This is a genomic window from Pseudomonas sp. GL-B-26, from assembly GCF_019947405.1.
In the GTDB taxonomy this organism is placed as follows: domain Bacteria; phylum Pseudomonadota; class Gammaproteobacteria; order Pseudomonadales; family Pseudomonadaceae; genus Aquipseudomonas.
Map to the genome: position 1 here is coordinate 179,690 of NZ_JAGYGJ010000003.1, position 16,893 is coordinate 196,582.

The 16,893-nt window shown below is 60.0% G+C and carries 16 protein-coding genes; 8 read left to right on the forward strand and 8 right to left on the reverse strand.

The window, feature by feature from the left end; translation table 11 throughout:
* Positions 1-185: 185 nt before the first annotated feature.
* From mreD to mreB, 3 genes are all read right to left on the reverse strand, one after another.
* Positions 186-677 (reverse strand): rod shape-determining protein MreD, encoded by a 492-nt coding sequence (mreD, locus tag KGB23_RS03400; protein WP_008148886.1) that lies wholly within the window; start codon positions 675-677, stop codon positions 186-188.
* Positions 677-1,831, reverse strand: a complete 1,155-nt coding sequence (gene mreC / locus KGB23_RS03405) for a rod shape-determining protein MreC (protein ID WP_223429893.1) — start codon at positions 1,829-1,831, stop codon at positions 677-679. Before mreC ends, mreD begins: the two co-directional genes overlap by 1 nt.
* Before the next feature lie 142 nt (positions 1,832-1,973).
* A complete protein-coding gene (gene mreB / locus KGB23_RS03410; RefSeq protein WP_002555108.1) occupies positions 1,974-3,011 on the reverse strand; it encodes a rod shape-determining protein MreB in 1,038 nt (345 codons plus the stop codon).
* A gap of 214 nt (positions 3,012-3,225) precedes the next feature.
* Between mreB and gatC the strand changes: the two genes are divergently transcribed.
* From gatC to KGB23_RS03440, 6 genes are all read left to right on the forward strand, one after another.
* Positions 3,226-3,513, forward strand: coding sequence for an Asp-tRNA(Asn)/Glu-tRNA(Gln) amidotransferase subunit GatC (gene gatC, locus KGB23_RS03415; RefSeq protein WP_008026876.1), 288 nt, complete (start codon positions 3,226-3,228; stop codon positions 3,511-3,513).
* A 16-nt stretch (positions 3,514-3,529) separates the two neighbouring features.
* Positions 3,530-4,981 (forward strand): Asp-tRNA(Asn)/Glu-tRNA(Gln) amidotransferase subunit GatA, encoded by a 1,452-nt coding sequence (gatA, locus tag KGB23_RS03420; RefSeq protein ID WP_223429873.1) that lies wholly within the window; start codon positions 3,530-3,532, stop codon positions 4,979-4,981.
* 10 nt (positions 4,982-4,991) lie between these two features.
* Positions 4,992-6,437 carry an Asp-tRNA(Asn)/Glu-tRNA(Gln) amidotransferase subunit GatB gene (gene gatB / locus KGB23_RS03425; protein ID WP_095129458.1) on the forward strand — a complete coding sequence of 482 codons (1,446 nt, stop codon included), beginning with the start codon at positions 4,992-4,994 and terminating at the stop codon, positions 6,435-6,437.
* A gap of 149 nt (positions 6,438-6,586) precedes the next feature.
* Positions 6,587-6,961 carry a septal ring lytic transglycosylase RlpA family protein gene (locus KGB23_RS03430; protein ID WP_223429874.1) on the forward strand — a complete coding sequence of 125 codons (375 nt, stop codon included), beginning with the start codon at positions 6,587-6,589 and terminating at the stop codon, positions 6,959-6,961.
* 50 nt (positions 6,962-7,011) lie between these two features.
* Entirely contained in the window at positions 7,012-8,073 is a 1,062-nt protein-coding gene (locus tag KGB23_RS03435) for a calcium/sodium antiporter (protein WP_223429875.1), read from the forward strand.
* Complete coding sequence (locus KGB23_RS03440) at positions 8,070-8,450, forward strand: carboxymuconolactone decarboxylase family protein (RefSeq protein ID WP_223429876.1); 381 nt, start codon at positions 8,070-8,072, stop codon at positions 8,448-8,450. The genes KGB23_RS03435 and KGB23_RS03440 overlap by 4 nt, the downstream gene beginning before the upstream one ends.
* Here the strand turns inward: KGB23_RS03440 and KGB23_RS03445 are convergent.
* From KGB23_RS03445 to kdgD, 5 genes are all read right to left on the reverse strand, one after another.
* On the reverse strand, positions 8,447-9,388 hold the full coding sequence (locus KGB23_RS03445; protein WP_223429877.1) for an AEC family transporter: 942 nt from the start codon (positions 9,386-9,388) through the stop codon (positions 8,447-8,449). The genes KGB23_RS03440 and KGB23_RS03445 overlap by 4 nt on opposite strands.
* A gap of 185 nt (positions 9,389-9,573) precedes the next feature.
* A complete protein-coding gene (garD, locus tag KGB23_RS03450; protein WP_046045834.1) occupies positions 9,574-11,127 on the reverse strand; it encodes a galactarate dehydratase in 1,554 nt (517 codons plus the stop codon).
* An 11-nt stretch (positions 11,128-11,138) separates the two neighbouring features.
* The gene (locus tag KGB23_RS03455; RefSeq protein WP_223429878.1) at positions 11,139-12,506 is read right to left on the reverse strand and encodes an MFS transporter; all 1,368 of its coding nucleotides are present in this window, start codon (positions 12,504-12,506) and stop codon (positions 11,139-11,141) included.
* Between the two features lie 78 nt (positions 12,507-12,584).
* Positions 12,585-14,030 carry an aldehyde dehydrogenase family protein gene (locus tag KGB23_RS03460; protein WP_223429879.1) on the reverse strand — a complete coding sequence of 482 codons (1,446 nt, stop codon included), beginning with the start codon at positions 14,028-14,030 and terminating at the stop codon, positions 12,585-12,587.
* 75 nt (positions 14,031-14,105) lie between these two features.
* The gene (gene kdgD, locus KGB23_RS03465) at positions 14,106-15,017 is read right to left on the reverse strand and encodes a 5-dehydro-4-deoxyglucarate dehydratase (RefSeq protein WP_046045831.1); all 912 of its coding nucleotides are present in this window, start codon (positions 15,015-15,017) and stop codon (positions 14,106-14,108) included.
* Between the two features lie 238 nt (positions 15,018-15,255).
* On the opposite strand from kdgD, the gene KGB23_RS03470 reads away from it, so the two are divergent.
* Complete coding sequence (locus KGB23_RS03470; RefSeq protein WP_223429880.1) at positions 15,256-16,572, forward strand: phospholipase; 1,317 nt, start codon at positions 15,256-15,258, stop codon at positions 16,570-16,572.
* 14 nt (positions 16,573-16,586) lie between these two features.
* Positions 16,587-16,778, forward strand: a complete 192-nt coding sequence (locus KGB23_RS03475) for a hypothetical protein (protein ID WP_223429881.1) — start codon at positions 16,587-16,589, stop codon at positions 16,776-16,778.
* Positions 16,779-16,893: the final 115 nt, after the last annotated feature.

Sequence of the window (16,893 nt, forward strand, 5' to 3'; positions counted from 1 at the left end):
TAGTGCCCCGCCTCACAAATACTGTTCCTTTTTGGCGGCGTCTGTTGTTGCCATACTGCGTTGCCGCTCCTCGCCATAGCCAGCTATGACTTGTCGCGGCGCCTTGCCTGGCAACAACAGCCACTCGCCAAAAAAGAAACATATTTGCGAGACAGGGCACCGGTGCGGGCAAATGCCTGACCGAATTAATTGATTTTGTAACGTCGACGCAAACCGCGCAAACCGTAGCTGATCCATGGCCAGAGCAATGCACTGACCAATGCCGGCAAGACCAGCGCCAGCGTCGGCTGACGATTGCCGGTCAGGGCGCTGAGCCATAGTTGAACAAGCTGCGCGAGGCCGAAGATCACCAGGATCACCAGGCTCTGTTGCCACATCGGGAACATGCGCAGGCGTTGTTGCAGCGCCAGCACCAGGTACGTGATCAATGTCAGGATCAACGCGTTCTGGCCCAGCAGCGTGCCATAAAGCACGTCTTCGGCCAGGCCCAGGCACCACGCGGTGACCATCCCGACTTTCTGCGGCATGGCTAACGCCCAGAATGCCAACAGCAAGGCCAGCCACAGTGGACGGAGGATTTCCATGAATTGCGGCAGCGGCGAAACGCTGAGCAGCATGCCTATGGCGAATGTCAGCCAGACCATCCAGCCGTTTCGGGATGCAGTAGCACCAACCATTATTCTCGTCCCCCAGTGGTAGCCGGCGCAGAGACAGGCGGTTTGGCAGCAGGCTTCACGGCAGCGGGCGGTTTAGCGGCCGCAGGTTGCGTCGCGGGCGGCTTGCTGGCGGCAGGTTTCGCAGGAGCAGGATGAGTAGCCGCAGGTTTGGGCGGGGTTGTGGCAGCAGGGGCAGCAGGGACAGCCGTCGGTGCAACCGGCGTCACGGGCGCAGCAACAGCAGCCGGGACGATGGCAGGTTTCGGCACGGTCGCTGGAATGATCGGTCCACCACCATGCTGGTCCAAAGCCTCTTGAGCCTGGGCAGCTTCGTTGGCGCGCTCTTCGGCTGTGCGGCCGTCGGTGAACACCAGCAACAGGTAACGGCTGCGGTTCAAGGCGGCGGTCGGCACGGCGCGCACAATAGCGAACGGCTGACCGGAATCGTGAATCACTTCCTTGACCGTCGCCACTGGGTAACCCGCCGGGAACCGCTGCCCCAGGCCGGAGCTGACCAGCAGATCGCCTTCTTTAATGTCGGCGGTATCGGCTACGTGACGCAGCTCCAGGCGTTCCGGGTTACCGGTGCCGCTGGCAATCGCCCGCAGACCGTTGCGGTTCACCTGTACCGGAATGCTGTGAGTGGTGTCGGTCAGCAGCAGCACACGAGAGGTGTACGGCATCAACTCGACCACCTGTCCCATCAGGCCGCGGGCATCGAGCACCGGCTGACCGAGGACCACACCGTCGCGCTCACCTTTATTGATGATGATGCGGTGGGTGAAGGGGTTGGGGTCCATGCCGATCAGCTCGGCCACTTCGACCTTCTCGTTGACCAGCGCGGAGGAGTTGAGCAACTCGCGCAGCCGAACGTTCTGCTCGGTGAGGGCGGCAAGCTTTTGCATGCGGCCCTGCAACAGCAGGTTTTCGGTTTTGAGTTTTTCGTTTTCGGCGACGAGCTCGGTACGGCTGCCAAATTGGCTGGCCACACCCTGCCATAGCCGCTGTGGCAGGTCGGTGATCCAGTAAGACTGCATCAGTACCAGCGACATTTGGCTACGCACTGGCTTGAGCAGTGTGAAGCGGGCATCGACCACCATCAGCGCGACCGATAGCACGACCAGCACCAACAAGCGCACGCCCAGTGAAGGCCCTTTGGTGAAAAGCGGTTTAATAAGCCGCTCCTCCCAGGCAAATGTTCTCTTTATTCATACGGCATCAAACCGGCCTGGATGCAGACTGACAGAAGATAAACGCCAACAGGCAGCACTGCAAAGTGCTGCCTGCGCGCCAACAGCATAGATGCGTCGGGCGAGATCACTCGCTCGACAGCAGGTCCATGGTGTGTTTATCCATCATTTCCAACGCACGGCCACCGCCGCGAGCAACGCAGGTCAGCGGGTCTTCAGCGACGATTACCGGCAGACCGGTTTCCTGTGCCAGCAACTTGTCGAGGTCACGCAGCAAGGCGCCACCACCGGTCAGTACCAGACCACGCTCGGCGATATCGGAAGCCAGTTCCGGAGGCGATTGCTCCAGCGCACTTTTCACAGCCTGAACGATGGTGGCCAGGGACTCTTGCAGAGCTTCCAGCACTTCATTGGAGTTCAGGGTGAATGCGCGTGGAACGCCTTCGGCCAGGTTACGGCCGCGAACGTCGACTTCGCGAACTTCGCCGCCCGGGTAGGCAGTACCGATTTCCTGCTTGATGCGCTCGGCAGTGGATTCGCCGATCAGGCTGCCGTAGTTGCGACGCACGTAAGTGATGATCGCTTCGTCGAAGCGGTCGCCGCCAACCCGTACGGACTCGGCGTAAACCACACCGTTCAGGGAGATCAGCGCGATTTCAGTGGTACCGCCACCGATATCGACAACCATCGAACCGCGAGCTTCTTCAACCGGCAGGCCGGCACCGATCGCAGCAGCCATTGGCTCTTCGATCAGGAACACTTCACGGGCACCGGCACCGAGGGCCGACTCACGGATGGCACGACGCTCAACCTGGGTGGATTTGCACGGAACGCAGATCAACACACGAGGGCTAGGCTGCAGGAAGCTGTTTTCGTGAACCTTGTTGATAAAGTACTGCAGCATCTTTTCGCAAACGCTGAAGTCGGCGATCACACCGTCCTTCATCGGACGAATGGCAGCAATGTTGCCCGGCGTACGGCCGAGCATGCGCTTGGCCTCGGTGCCGACAGCAACGACACTTTTCTGGTTACCGTGTGTCCGAATAGCCACAACCGATGGCTCATTCAGGACGATACCGCGCTCGCGCACGTAAATAAGGGTGTTGGCAGTGCCCAGGTCAATGGAAAGATCGCTGGAAAACATGCCACGCAGTTTCTTGAACATGGGAAAGGGACCCTAGGCAACGCGTGGGTAAAAAAGTGCGGCAAACTCTAACAACGACAGGGATTTTGGGCAAGGCGCCAATATGTTAAATTGGCCGCTTTTCTGTGCACCAACCCCCACAATCGCGGCCTTATGACCGTAGAAATGCGGTAGTGTTCCGACAATCTAACACACGGATAGCATCCGTTCTGTTTTCCTTCCACTGGAGAATCCCATGACGCTTGAACGCTCCGACGTGGAAAAAATCGCTCATCTGGCCTGTCTGGGCCTTAATGATGCCGATCTTCCACACATCACTTCGGCCCTGAACAGCATTCTGGGGCTGGTCGACGAAATGCAGGCGGTCAATACCGACGGTATCGAGCCGCTCGCCCACCCACTGGAAGCCAGCCAGCGCCTGCGTGCAGACGTCGTGACCGAGACCAATCATCGCGAGGCCTATCAGTCCATCGCACCAGCGGTCGAAAACGGCCTGTACCTGGTTCCGAAAGTCATCGACTAAAGGGAAAGAGCCTGCAATGCATCAATTGACTCTGGCCGAGATCGCCCGCGGTCTCGCCGATAAAAAGTTTTCTTCCGAAGAGCTGACCAAAACCCTGCTGGCGCGTATCGCCCAGCTCGACCCTCAGCTCAACAGTTTCATTAGCCTCACCGAAGACCTGGCGCTTGCGCAGGCGAAAGCCGCTGACGCACGCCGGGCCAATGGTGAGAGCGGCGCCCTGCTCGGTGCGCCGATCGCCCACAAAGACCTGTTCTGCACCCAGGGCATTCGCACCAGTTGCGGCTCGAAGATGCTCGACAACTTTAAAGCACCGTACGACGCCACCGTGGTCGCCAAACTGGCCGCTGCCGGCGCCGTGACGCTGGGCAAGACCAACATGGACGAATTCGCCATGGGTTCGGCCAACGAGTCGAGCTACTACGGCGCAGTGAAAAACCCGTGGAACCTGGAACACGTGCCCGGCGGTTCGTCCGGCGGTTCGGCGGCTGCGGTTGCCGCACGCCTGCTGCCTGCGGCCACGGGCACCGACACGGGCGGTTCGATCCGTCAGCCCGCCGCCCTGACCAACCTCACTGGTCTGAAACCGACGTACGGTCGCGTTTCGCGCTGGGGCATGATCGCCTACGCTTCCAGTCTCGATCAGGGCGGTCCATTGGCGCGCACTGCCGAAGACTGCGCGATCCTGCTGCAAGGCATGGCCGGTTTCGACCCACAGGACTCCACCAGCATCGACGAACCTGTGCCTGATTACAGCGCCAGCCTCAACGGTTCGCTGCAAGGCCTGCGCATCGGCGTGCCGAAGGAATACTTCAGCGCCGGTCTCGACCCGCGCATCGCCGACCTGGTCATGGCCAGCGTTGAAGAGCTGAAAAAGCTCGGTGCCGTGGTCAAGGAAATCAGCCTGCCGAACATGCAGCACGCGATCCCTGCGTACTACGTGATCGCCCCGGCGGAAGCGTCTTCCAACCTGTCGCGTTTCGACGGCGTGCGTTTCGGCTATCGCTGCGAAGACCCGAAAAACCTGGAAGACCTGTACAAGCGTTCCCGTGGCGAAGGCTTCGGCCCGGAAGTACAGCGCCGGATCATGGTCGGCGCCTACGCCCTGTCGGCCGGCTACTACGATGCCTACTACCTGAAGGCGCAGAAGATCCGTCGTCTGATCAAGAACGACTTCATGGCTGCCTTCAATGAGGTCGACATCATCCTCGGCCCAACCACGCCGAACCCGGCCTGGAAGCTCGGCGCCAAGAACAGCGACCCGGTCGCTGCGTACCTGGAAGACGTCTACACCATCACCGCCAACCTCGCCGGTCTGCCGGGCTTGTCCATGCCAGCAGGTTTTGTCGATGGCCTGCCGGTCGGCGTGCAGTTGCTCGCCCCGTATTTCCAGGAAGGCCGCTTGCTCAACGTTGCGCACCAGTATCAGTTGAACACTGACTGGCACACCCGCACCCCAACCGGCTTCTGAGGAGAAACACATGCAATGGGAAGTCGTGATCGGGCTGGAGATTCATACCCAGCTCACCACCCGGTCGAAAATCTTTTCCGGTAGCTCCACCACTTTCGGTTCCGAGCCGAACACCCAGGCCAGCCTGGTTGACCTCGGTATGCCTGGCGTATTGCCGGTGCTGAACCAGGAAGCAGTGCGCATGGCGGTGATGTTCGGTCTGGCGATTGATGCCGAGATCGGCCAGCACAACGTGTTCGCGCGTAAAAACTATTTCTACCCGGACCTGCCCAAGGGCTACCAGATCAGCCAGATGGAATTGCCGATCGTTGGCAAGGGCCACCTGGACATCGCGCTGGAAGACGGCACGGTCAAACGCGTCGGCATCACCCGCGCGCACCTGGAAGAAGACGCCGGTAAAAGCCTGCACGAAGAATTCAGCGGCGCCACCGGCATCGACCTGAACCGTGCCGGCACGCCGCTGCTGGAAATCGTTTCCGAGCCGGACATGCGCAGCGCCAAGGAAGCCGTGGCTTACGTCAAGGCTGTCCACGCGATGGTGCGTTACCTCGGCATCTGCGACGGCAACATGGCCGAAGGTTCGCTGCGTTGTGACTGCAACGTGTCGATCCGCCCGAAAGGCCAGGTTGAATTCGGCACGCGCTGCGAGATCAAGAACGTGAACTCGTTCCGTTTCATCGAGAAGGCGATCAACACCGAAGTGCAGCGTCAGATCGAACTGATCGAAGACGGCGGCAGGGTGATCCAGCAGACCCGACTGTACGATCCGAACAAGGACGAAACCCGTCCGATGCGCAGCAAAGAGGAAGCCAACGACTATCGTTACTTCCCCGATCCGGACCTGCTGCCGGTGGTCATCGAAGACTCGTTCCTCGACGACGTGCGCGCCACCCTGCCGGAATTGCCACCGCAGAAACGCGAGCGCTTCCAGGCGCAGTTCGGTCTGTCGGTCTACGACGCCAGCGTCCTGGCCACCAGCCGCGAGCAAGCCGATTACTTCGAGAAAGTCGTGAGCATCGGCGGCGACGCCAAGCTGGCGGCCAACTGGGTGATGGTTGAATTGGGCAGCCTGTTGAACAAACAGGGCCTGGACATCGATCAGTCGCCGGTCTCGGCCGAGCAACTGGGCGGCATGCTGCTGCGCATCACCGACAACACCATCTCCGGCAAAATCGCCAAGGTGGTATTTGAAGCCATGGCCAACGGCGAAGGCAGCGCGGACGAGATCATCGACAAGCGAGGCCTGAAGCAAGTGACCGACACGGGCGCGATTTCGGCAGTGTTGGACGAAATGCTCGCAGCCAACGCCGAACAGGTTGAACAGTACCGCGCGGCAGACGAAGCCAAACGCGGCAAGATGTTCGGCTTCTTCGTCGGCCAGGCCATGAAAGCCTCCAAAGGCAAGGCCAACCCGCAACAGGTCAACGAACTGCTGAAAAGCAAGCTCGAAGGCTGATGAGAATGGAGCCAGCACTCAAAACTGGCTCTGATCCTTGTGGGAGCGGGCTTGCTCGCGAAAGCGGTGTATCAGTCAACATTGATGTTGGATGTGATACCCCCTTCGCGAGCAAGCCCGCTCCCACATTTGTTTTGGGAACACCGCCTATGAAGCGTCTGCTCAGTGCCTGCGCCCTGCTCTCTTTGCTGGCCGGTTGCGCCAGCACCGATGTCATCGATCCACACGGCTACGACAAGACCGGCACGGCGTCCTATTACGGCGCCAAACACCATGGCAAACGCACCGCCAGTGGCGAGCGTTTCAACAAGAATTCCCTGACCGCCGCCCATCGCCAGTTGCCGTTCGGCACCCGGGTGAAGATTACCAACCTGAATAACGACAGATCCTGCGTGGTGCGCATCAACGACCGCGGGCCGTACTCTCGTGGGCGTCTGATCGATGTTTCACATGAAGCGGCCGAACAACTGGGTATGCTCAGAAGCGGCACCGCGAAGGTTCGCGTGCAAGCCCTCGACGACTGATAGACGGAGCGCCAACCATTTTCGGACTTGCCGATATACCCCTGATCAGCGTGATTGAATTGCTCAGCGGTTTGCTGTTGCTGATCGCCGGCGCTGAGCTGATGGTGCGCGCCGCCGTTCGCCTCGCCGCGCGCCTGCATGTACGACCGCTGATTATCGGCCTGACCATCGTCGCCCTCGGCAGCAGCGCACCGCAGATGGCGGTCAGCCTGCAAGCGACCCTGGCACAGAACGCCGACATCGCCGTCGGCAGCGTGATCGGCAGTAGCATCTTCAACATCCTCGTCACCCTCGGGCTCTCGGCGCTGATCATCCCGCTGCGGGTTTCACGGCAACTGGTGCGCCTGGATATTCCGCTGATGATCAGCGCCAGCCTGCTGGTGTTCGTATTGGCGTGGAACGAAGAACTGACCCGCGCCGATGGCGTGCTGCTGCTCGCGGCACTGGTGCTATATCTGGGCCTGCTGCTGCGCCAGTCGCGGCACTCGACCCGCCCGCAATCGACGACCCACGAAGTCCCGCAAGCGCCATGGCTCAGCAGTCTGCTGATGATCGCCGTGGGTTTGGCGATGCTGGTCTACGCCGGGCACTTGCTGTTGGGCGCGGCGGTTTCGGTCGCGACCGATCTGGGGTTGTCGGAGCGGATCATCGGCCTGACCATTGTTGCTGTCAGCACCTCCCTGCCGGAACTGGCGACCTCGTTGATCGCCGCGTTACGCGGTCAACGCGACATCGCCGTGGGCAACGTGATCGGCAGCAACCTGTTCAACCTCTTGGGCGTGCTGGGTTTCACCGCACTGATCGCTCCGACGCCGCTGTCGGTATCGCCAAACGCCCTGGATTTCGACTTGCCGGTGATGCTCGGCGTCGCGGTGTTGTGCCTGCCGGTGTTTTATTCCGGTTACCGGGTGACCCGTGCCGAAGGTCTGCTGTTTTTGGGTTTGTATCTGGCTTACGGTCTGCACGTGGTGTCGTTCACCACCGGCATGCCGCTGGCCGGCAAGCTTGAACACCTGATGCTGTTTTTTGTCCTGCCGGCGCTGATGGCGTTTTTGCTGTTCACGTCGCTGCGCGCCTGGCGTCGCCAACACCACAATAAGGAATTGCCATGACCGATGATAAAAAGCCTGGGGTTGAAGTCCGCCGCCAAGTGATGGGTGACGCCTTCGTCGACCGCGCGCTGGGCAATGCCACCGAGTTCACTCAACCGCTGCAGGATTTCGTCAACGAGCACGCCTGGGGCGGCGTCTGGAACCGCGAAGGCCTGCCATTGAAAACCCGCAGCCTGATCACCCTCGCCGCGCTGACCGCGTTGAAGTGCCCGCAGGAATTGAAAGGTCACGTGCGCGGTGCGCTGAACAATGGCTGCACCGTGGAAGAGATTCGTGAAGCGCTGCTGCATTGCGCGGTGTATGCCGGTGTACCGGCGGCCATCGATGCGTTTCGGGCGGCGCAGGAAGTGATCGACAGTTACCAGAAGGCCGACTAGATCCACCCGCCCCACTGCAACAGGAAGATCCCGATGTTGGTGGTGATCGCCGCCATCAACGTGGTGATCACGATGATCGCTGCCGCCAGTTCATGATTGCCATTGGCCTGACGAGCCATGACAAAACTGGCCGCGGCGGTCGGGCTGCCGAAGTACAGGAACAGAATTCCCAACTCCGCACCACGAAAGCCCCAGAGCCACGCCCCCAGCGTCGCCAGAATCGGCAGGCCGATCATCTTCACCAGACTTGAGCTCAGCGCCATGTTGCCGCTTTTGCGCAGGGCCGCCAGCGACAGCGTGCCGCCAATGCAGATCAGCGCCAGCGGCAAGGTGGTTTGCGCCAGGTATTGACCGGACTTCTCAAGCCATCCCGGCAAGCTGATCTGGAAGTAGGCAAACGGCGCCGCCGCAAACACGCTGATGATCAGCGGATTGACCATCACGCTTTTGCAGATGCTCCAGGGGTCGGACTTGATCACCGGGCTATACACCGCCAGCACGATGGTCGAGAGCGTGTTGTAAAACAGGATGACCAACGCCGCGAGAATCGCCCCGAGGGATATCCCGTAGTCGCCGTACATGCTTGCCGCCAGTGCGAGGCCGATCACCCCGTTATTGCCGCGAAAGGCGCCCTGGGTGTAGATCCCCCGGTCTTCCCGCGGACACTTCCAGATCGCCCAGCCCCAGGCGATGGCAAAACACACCAGCGTCGCCAGCGAGAAATAGATCAGCAGCGCCGGTTGCAACGCGGCGTGCAGGTCGGCATGCAGGATGCCCAGAAACAGCAACGCCGGCATGGTGACGTTAAACACCAAGGCCGACGCTGTGTGGATGAAGTTGTCGTTAATCCAGTCGATGCGCTTGAGCAGTGCCCCCAGAAACAGCATGGCAAACACCGGCGCGGTGATGTTCAGGGTTTCGAGGAAGATAGCCAGCATGCCGGGGATAACCTTGGGTGAGCGTCGTTAGGGGGCTAATGATAAGCCACGGAGGACATCGGCGTCTGGTCGAGCAAGTGATGGGGAACCTGTGGCGAGGGAGCTTGCTCCCGCTGGGCCGCGAAGCGGCCCCAAAGTTGGGACTGCTACGCAGTCCAGCGGGAGCAAGCTCCCTCGCCACAGTCTTACGTGATCGGCGCTGGGTTGAACAAGGTGATGTCGTTATGCAGCTTGTGCTTCTCCGCCCAGGTTTGCTTCTTGCCGCTAGCCACATCCAGGTAGTAGTGAAACAACTCCCAGCCGAGGTCTTCAATCGAGGCCCGCCCGGTCGCAATCCGTCCGGCATCGATGTCGATCAAGTCCGGCCAACGCTGCGCCAGCTCGGTCCGGGTCGACACCTTCACCACCGGAGCCATCGCCAAACCATACGGCGTGCCACGCCCGGTAGTGAACACGTGCAGGTTCATCCCCGCCGCCAATTGCAACGTCCCGCAGACAAAATCACTGGCCGGGGTCGCACAGAAGATCAACCCTTTGCGCTTGAAGCGCTCGCCCGGGCCAAGCACCCCGTTGATCGCGCTGCTGCCGGATTTGACGATCGAGCCCAGGGACTTCTCGACAATGTTCGACAACCCGCCCTTCTTGTTGCCCGGCGTGGTGTTGGCGCTGCGATCCGCTTCGCCCTTGGCCAGGTAACGGTCGTACCAGTCCATCTCGCGCACCAGTTCCTGAGCGACTTCCTCAGTTTCTGCGCGGGAAGTCAGCAGGTAAATCGCATCGCGCACCTCGGTGACTTCGGAAAACATCACCGTCGCACCCGCGCGTAATAACAGGTCCGAGGCATAACCCAGCGCCGGGTTGGCGGTGATGCCGGAAAACGCATCGCTGCCGCCGCACTGCATGCCCAGAATCAGCTCGGACGCCGGCACGGTTTCCCGGCGACGCTGATCGAGCTTCTTCAAACGGGTCTCGGCCAGCGCCATGATCTGCTCGATCATCTCGGTGAAACCGTGACTCGAATCCTGCAAGCGGTACAACCACGGATCGCTCAAATCCACCGAGCTGTCGTTCTCGTGCATCACCTGCCCGGCCTGCAATTTCTCGCAGCCCAGGCTGATCACCAACGCTTCGCCACCCAGGTTCGGGTTACGCGCCAGGTTGCGCACGGTACGGATCGGGATGTACGCGTCAGTCGCCGTAATCGCCACGCCACAGCCATAACTGTGGGTCAGCGCGACCACGTCATCGACGTGCGGATACTTGGGCAGCAACTCGTCCTTGATGCGCTTGACCGCATGGTCCAGCACGCCGGTGACGCACTGAACTGTCGTGGTAATCCCGAGAATGTTACGCGTGCCGACGGTGCCGTCGGCGTTGCGATAACCCTCGAACGTGAAGCCTTCCAGCGGTGCCTGCGCCGCCGGCACTTCGGTGGACAGCGGCAAGCTGTCCAGCGGTGGTGCGGTGGGCATGCGCAGTTGATCTTCCTTGACCCAGCTGCCACGCGGAATCGGCTGCAACGCGTAGCCAATGGTCTGCCCGTAACGAATCACCTGGCCACCCACGGGAATGTCTTCCAGGGTGACCTTGTGGCTCTGTGGCACGAAGTCCACGGTGACCAGGCCGTCCGGAAACTCAGTGCCGGCCGGCACGCCTTGGTCATTGACCACGATCACTACGTTGTCCCGCTCGTGCAGGCGGATGTAGCGCGGCGAGTCGGAATGTTCAATCAACTGCATGACGCCGCTCCTCAGGAATGCGCTTGAGACAATTTGTTATTGGTTTCAGGACCGCTGACGGGCGGCTCCTTGAGTACCACACGTTTGATCGGACCGACGATCACCAGGTAACTGAACACTGCGACCAGTGCGTTGCAACCGACAAACACCAGCGCCCATTTGAACGAACCAGTGGAGCTGATGATGTAGCCGATGACAATCGGGGTGGTGATCGAAGCGATGTTGCCGAAGGTGTTGAACAAGCCACCGCTGAGACCGGCGATCTGTTTTGGCGAGGTGTCAGACACCACGGCCCAACCCAGCGCACCCACGCCTTTACCGAAGAATGCCAGGGCCATGAAGCCGACGACCATCCATTCAACGTCCACGTAGTTACAGGCCACGATGCTACTGGAGACCAGCAGGCCAGCAATGATCGGCGCCTTGCGGGCGAAGGTCAGGGAATGGCCTTTGCGCAGCAGGTAGTCGGAAATCACGCCGCCGAGCACGCCACCAATGAAGCCGCAGATCGCCGGCAATGAGGCGATGAAACCGGCCTTGAGGATGGTCATGCCGCGTTCTTGCACCAGGTACACCGGGAACCAGGTCAGGAAGAAGTAGGTGATGCCGTTGATGCAGTACTGCCCCAGATACACACCGAGCATCATGCGGTTGGTCAGCAACTGGCGGATGTAGTCCCACTTCGGACCGTCGCCCTTTTTACCTTTGCCTTTGTCCTGGTCCATGTCGACCATGCCGCCGTTATCGGCGATGTGCTTGAACTCGGCGTCATTGATCATCGGGTGCTGACGCGGGCTGTGGATAACCTTCAGCCAGATCCCCGAGAAGATGATGCCGATCACGCCCATGACGATAAACACGTGCTGCCAGCCGAAGCTGTAAACGATCCAGCCCATCAGCGGCGCAAACAGCACCGTGGCGAAGTATTGCGCCGAGTTGAAAATCGCCGACGCCGTACCGCGTTCAGCGGTCGGGAACCAGGCCGCCACAATGCGTGCGTTGCCGGGGAAGGATGGCGCTTCGGCCAGGCCCACCAGGAAGCGCAGCATGAACAGCGCAACCACCGCCGTGGACATGCCGAACTCACCGACATAGCCCTGCAACACGGTGAACAGCGACCAGGTGAAGATGCTGAGCGCGTAGATTTTTTTCGAGCCGAAACGGTCCAGCAACCAGCCACCGGGAATTTGCCCGGCCACATAGGCCCAACCGAATGCAGAGAAGATGTAACCGAGGGTGACCGCGTCGATGCCGAGGTCTTTTTGCAGGCTGGAACCCGCGATGGCGATGGTAGCCCGGTCGGCATAGTTGATCGTGGTCACCAGAAAAAGCATGAGCAAAATCAAATAGCGGACGTGGGTCGGCTTGGTCGCTTGCATGTAGATGTACTCCCACTGATTATTTTTATGCGCGGGTGAAACTGTTGCGGTATCGATGCCGATACCGCAGTTTTTCTGTCAGGAGCCGATGTAGCTGGTCTTCACCACGGTGTAGAACTCTTGCGCGTAGCGACCTTGCTCGCGGGATCCATAGGATGAACCTTTACGCCCACCGAATGGAACGTGGTAATCCACGCCAGCGGTCGGCAGGTTGACCATCACCATCCCGGCCTGGGAGTGGCGTTTGAAGTGGTTGGCGTACTTCAACGACGTGGTGGCGATGCCCGCCGACAGACCGAATTCGGTGTCGTTGGCCATGGCCAGCGCAGCCTCGTAATCCGCGACGCGAACCACGTTGGCCACCGGGCCGAAGATCTCTTCGCGGCTGATGCGCATCGATGCTTCGCTGTCGGCAAACAGGGTTGGCGCGAGGTAATAGCCTTCGGTATCGCAGGTCACCAGACCGCCGCCGCTGACCAGACGCGCACCTTCGGACTGGCCGATGTCGATGTACTTCATGTCCTGTTCAAGTTGCGCTTGCGAGACGACCGGACCAATGTCGGTGCCGGTTTTCAACGCGTGACCGACCTTGATCGACTTCATGCGCTCAGCCACGGCTTCAACGAACTTGTCGTGAATCCCGGCGGTGACGATGAAGCGGCTCGAGGCGGTGCACCGCTGGCCAGTGGAGTAGAACGCGCTCTGTACCGACAGCTCGACCGCTTGCTTGAGGTCGGCATCGTCGAGAATGATCTGCGGGTTCTTGCCACCCATTTCCAACTGAACCTTGGCCTGGCGCGACACGCAGTTGACTGCGATCTGACGACCGACACCCACGGAACCGGTGAAACTGATGCCGTCGACTTTCGGGCTCTGCACCAGCGCATCGCCCACCACACGACCGCTGCCCATCACCAGGTTGAACACGCCGGCGGGGAAGCCTGCGCGGGAGATGATTTCGGCCAGCGCCCAGGCGCAACCCGGCACCAGATCGGCCGGTTTCAGGACGACGCAGTTGCCGTAGGCCAGGGCCGGGGCGATTTTCCACGCAGGGATCGCGATCGGGAAGTTCCATGGTGTGATCAGACCGACCACGCCCAGCGCTTCGCGAGTCACTTCAACGTTCACACCCGGACGCACCGACGGCAAGTAGTCGCCGGACAGACGCAGGCATTCACCGGCGAAGAACTTGAAGATGTTACCGGCGCGCGTCACTTCGCCGATGGCTTCGGGCAGGGTCTTGCCCTCTTCCCGAGCCAGCAAGGTGCCGAGCTCTTCGCGGCGGGCGAGGATTTCGCTGCCAACTTTATCCAGGGAATCGTGACGCGCCTGAATGCCCGAAGTGGACCAGGCCGGGAACGCAGCGCGAGCGGCGTCGATGGCGGCGTGGACCTGAGCGAGATCAGCCTTGGCGTATTCGCCAATGGTATCGGTCAGTTCGGACGGGTTGATGTTGTTGGAGTAATCGCTACCCGCAACCCATTCACCGTTGATGTAGTTATCAAAACGCTTTGCATTTGTCACGGGCAGTCCCTCAAAACAAATAGACCTTACGCAAAAAGCCGCTGAATACTCAGCGGCCTTGCTTAATCGAAAGTGTTACTGCGCACCTTGCTTGTCGATCAGCGCGGCGAGCATTTCGTACTCTTCGCCCGTCAGATCGGTCAGCGGCGCACGCACAGGACCTGCGTCATAGCCGACAATTTTTGCCCCGGCCTTGACGATGCTCACCGCGTAGCCCGCTTTGCGGTTACGGATATCCAGGTACGGCAGGAAGAAGTCGTCGATGATCTTGCCGACGGTGGCGTGATCTTCGCGGGCAATGGCGTGGTAGAAATCCATCGCGGTTTTCGGGATGAAGTTGAACACCGCCGAGGAGTAAACCGGTACGCCCAGTGCCTTGTAGGCGGCAGCGTAGACTTCGGCGGTCGGCAAACCGCCCAGGTAGCTGAAGCGATCACCGAGGCGGCGACGGATCGACACCATCAACTCGATATCGCCCAGGCCATCCTTGTAGCCGATCAGGTTCGGGCAGCGCTCGGCCAGACGTTCCAGCAGCGGCGCGGTCAGGCGGCAGACGTTGCGGTTGTAAACCACCACGCCGATTTTCACCGATTTGCACACGGCTTCAACGTGGGCGGCAACGCCGTCCTGGCTGGCTTCGGTCAAGTAGTGCGGCAGCAGCAACAGGCCTTTGGCGCCCAGACGCTCGGCTTCCTGTGCGTATTCGATGGCTTGACGGGTCGAACCGCCAACGCCGGCCAGGATCGGCACGCTGGTTTCGCAGGTGTCGACGGCAGTCTTGATGATTTCCGAATATTCGCTGGCCGCCAGAGAGAAGAACTCACCGGTGCCGCCCGCGGCGAACAATGCCGAGGCGCCGTATGGGGCCAGCCATTCGAGACGTTTGATGTAGCCCGCGCGATGGAAGTCGCCCTGAGCATTGAAATCGGTAACCGGGAAAGACAGCAGACCGGAAGAGAGGATGGACTTCAGTTCTTGTGGATTCATTATTCGAACACCCTGGATAGCGACGTATGTGTGTGAGGAAACCGTTCAGCCTTCGCCGAAGTTGTAGGTCATCGTACAACTTAAATAATAACCGTCAACTGCATTTCATCGCCAACCGCAGAATTTGAGTCGGAAAGGTATTTTCTTGACGTAGGAAATTTCTCATCTATGATCCAGACAACTGTATATACATACAGTTATTTTTTGATCGTACCGACGACATATCAAGGAGATAGAAATGTCAGGTCTACACACACAACCGAAGGAAAAACCGAACCAGGTCATCGCCGAACTGGATGATCTTTTTACCGAGCATGGCATCCCTCTCATCGGGAAAAACCAACACGTGGTCTTGCAGATTGCTGATCATCACAACTCTGCGTCTGCCCTTCCCGCGTCGCTACCCACCGCCTCCGGTAAAGCCCTGAAAGGCAAGCCACAGCTGAGGTTCGAGGGTGGCGAACACACCGCCATCGGCGACAGCACCCTGCTGCGTTTCGTCAAGGACGCACCGGCTATCCCCGCTTCACAGGTGGAGCTGCATTTGCCCAATGGGCTGGCGCTGACCTATGGCCAGGTCATTGCGCTGGGAGGTGATTTCTATGGAATTCCCGATCAACCGATCAGCGAAGGCGCGACAGGCGCCGACCGAATCCAGCGGTTTACCAATGCCTTCAACTCGCTGGCCGTGCTGCCTGCTTCTAACGCCGAGGCCAAGCTGATCCTCGGCGTGATGCAAAAGGAAATCGCCGCGATCAAGCAGGCGATCAAAGACGGTAAACAACCTCACGAGGCTTACGACGCCCTCGGTGATACGTTGTCGGAAGAGTGGAACAAAATCACCGGCGGCGGCAGTGTCGTCTCGGCGCTGTTCCCCTTTGGCCGCTACCTGAAACTGGCCGCCAACAATGCCGATCACTTCGCCGAATGGGCGCTGCTGGCCTACATCGCCGGGCACACCGCGGCGGTGCAACACGCGGTGCTGGCCCACGCCAGCGGCGATGAAAAGCAGCTGGAACTGGCCTATGCGATGAACGCTTTTGCCGATCACTACCTGACCGACCTGTTTTCCGCCGGCCACCTGCGAGTGCCGCGCAAACAATTGGCAGCGGTGGTCACGCCAAGCGATCTGGGTTCGTTGATCACGCGATTCATGCACGACGAAGACAGCAAGTTCGGCCTCAACGTGCGCAATGGCAATGGCGATCAATGGCGCGCGTATGGGGACAAACGCTACTTCGACGCTATCGACAGCGCCAATCGCGCCCAGGTGAATCAGGCGGTTCAGGTGTCTGCGGATGAGGTGTTCGCGGCTTATCTCAGTGGAATCGCCCCGTCGGCCGCCAATTTCGGCGCCTTGAAAAAGATGCCTGATCTGCAAGCGGTACTGAACCTGGCGACCAACTTCTCGCCGCTGTTCAGGGTCGAGGGTAACAAGGTGCTGCGGCGCAAGGACGTCAACAACCTGAACGATACCGCCACCGTCGATGACTGGTGGGGCTGGAGCACTTATTTGCTGCTCAAGGATTACAAACCCACTGGCAACGTTGCCTGATAAGGAGATCGATGATGACTATCAAATTGAAACTGGAACTGGCGTCGGGGCAATCGCTGAAGGGTGCGCCGTTGGAGTTGTTGGCCAAGGGAGTGCCGATTGCTCGGGCGGTGGTGGATGAGCATGGGCATGTGGCGTTCGATGCCAAGGCTGGGGCTTCGGAGTGCGCCGTGAGGGTGGATCGTTCGATTCTCAGGACCGACTGAAGCCATAGCGTAATGGCTGCTGGCCCCTTCGCGAGCAAGCCCGCTCCCACATTTGATGTCTGGTGTTCACTCATTTTGTGTTCACAGACGATCTAGTGTGGGAGCGGGCTTGCTC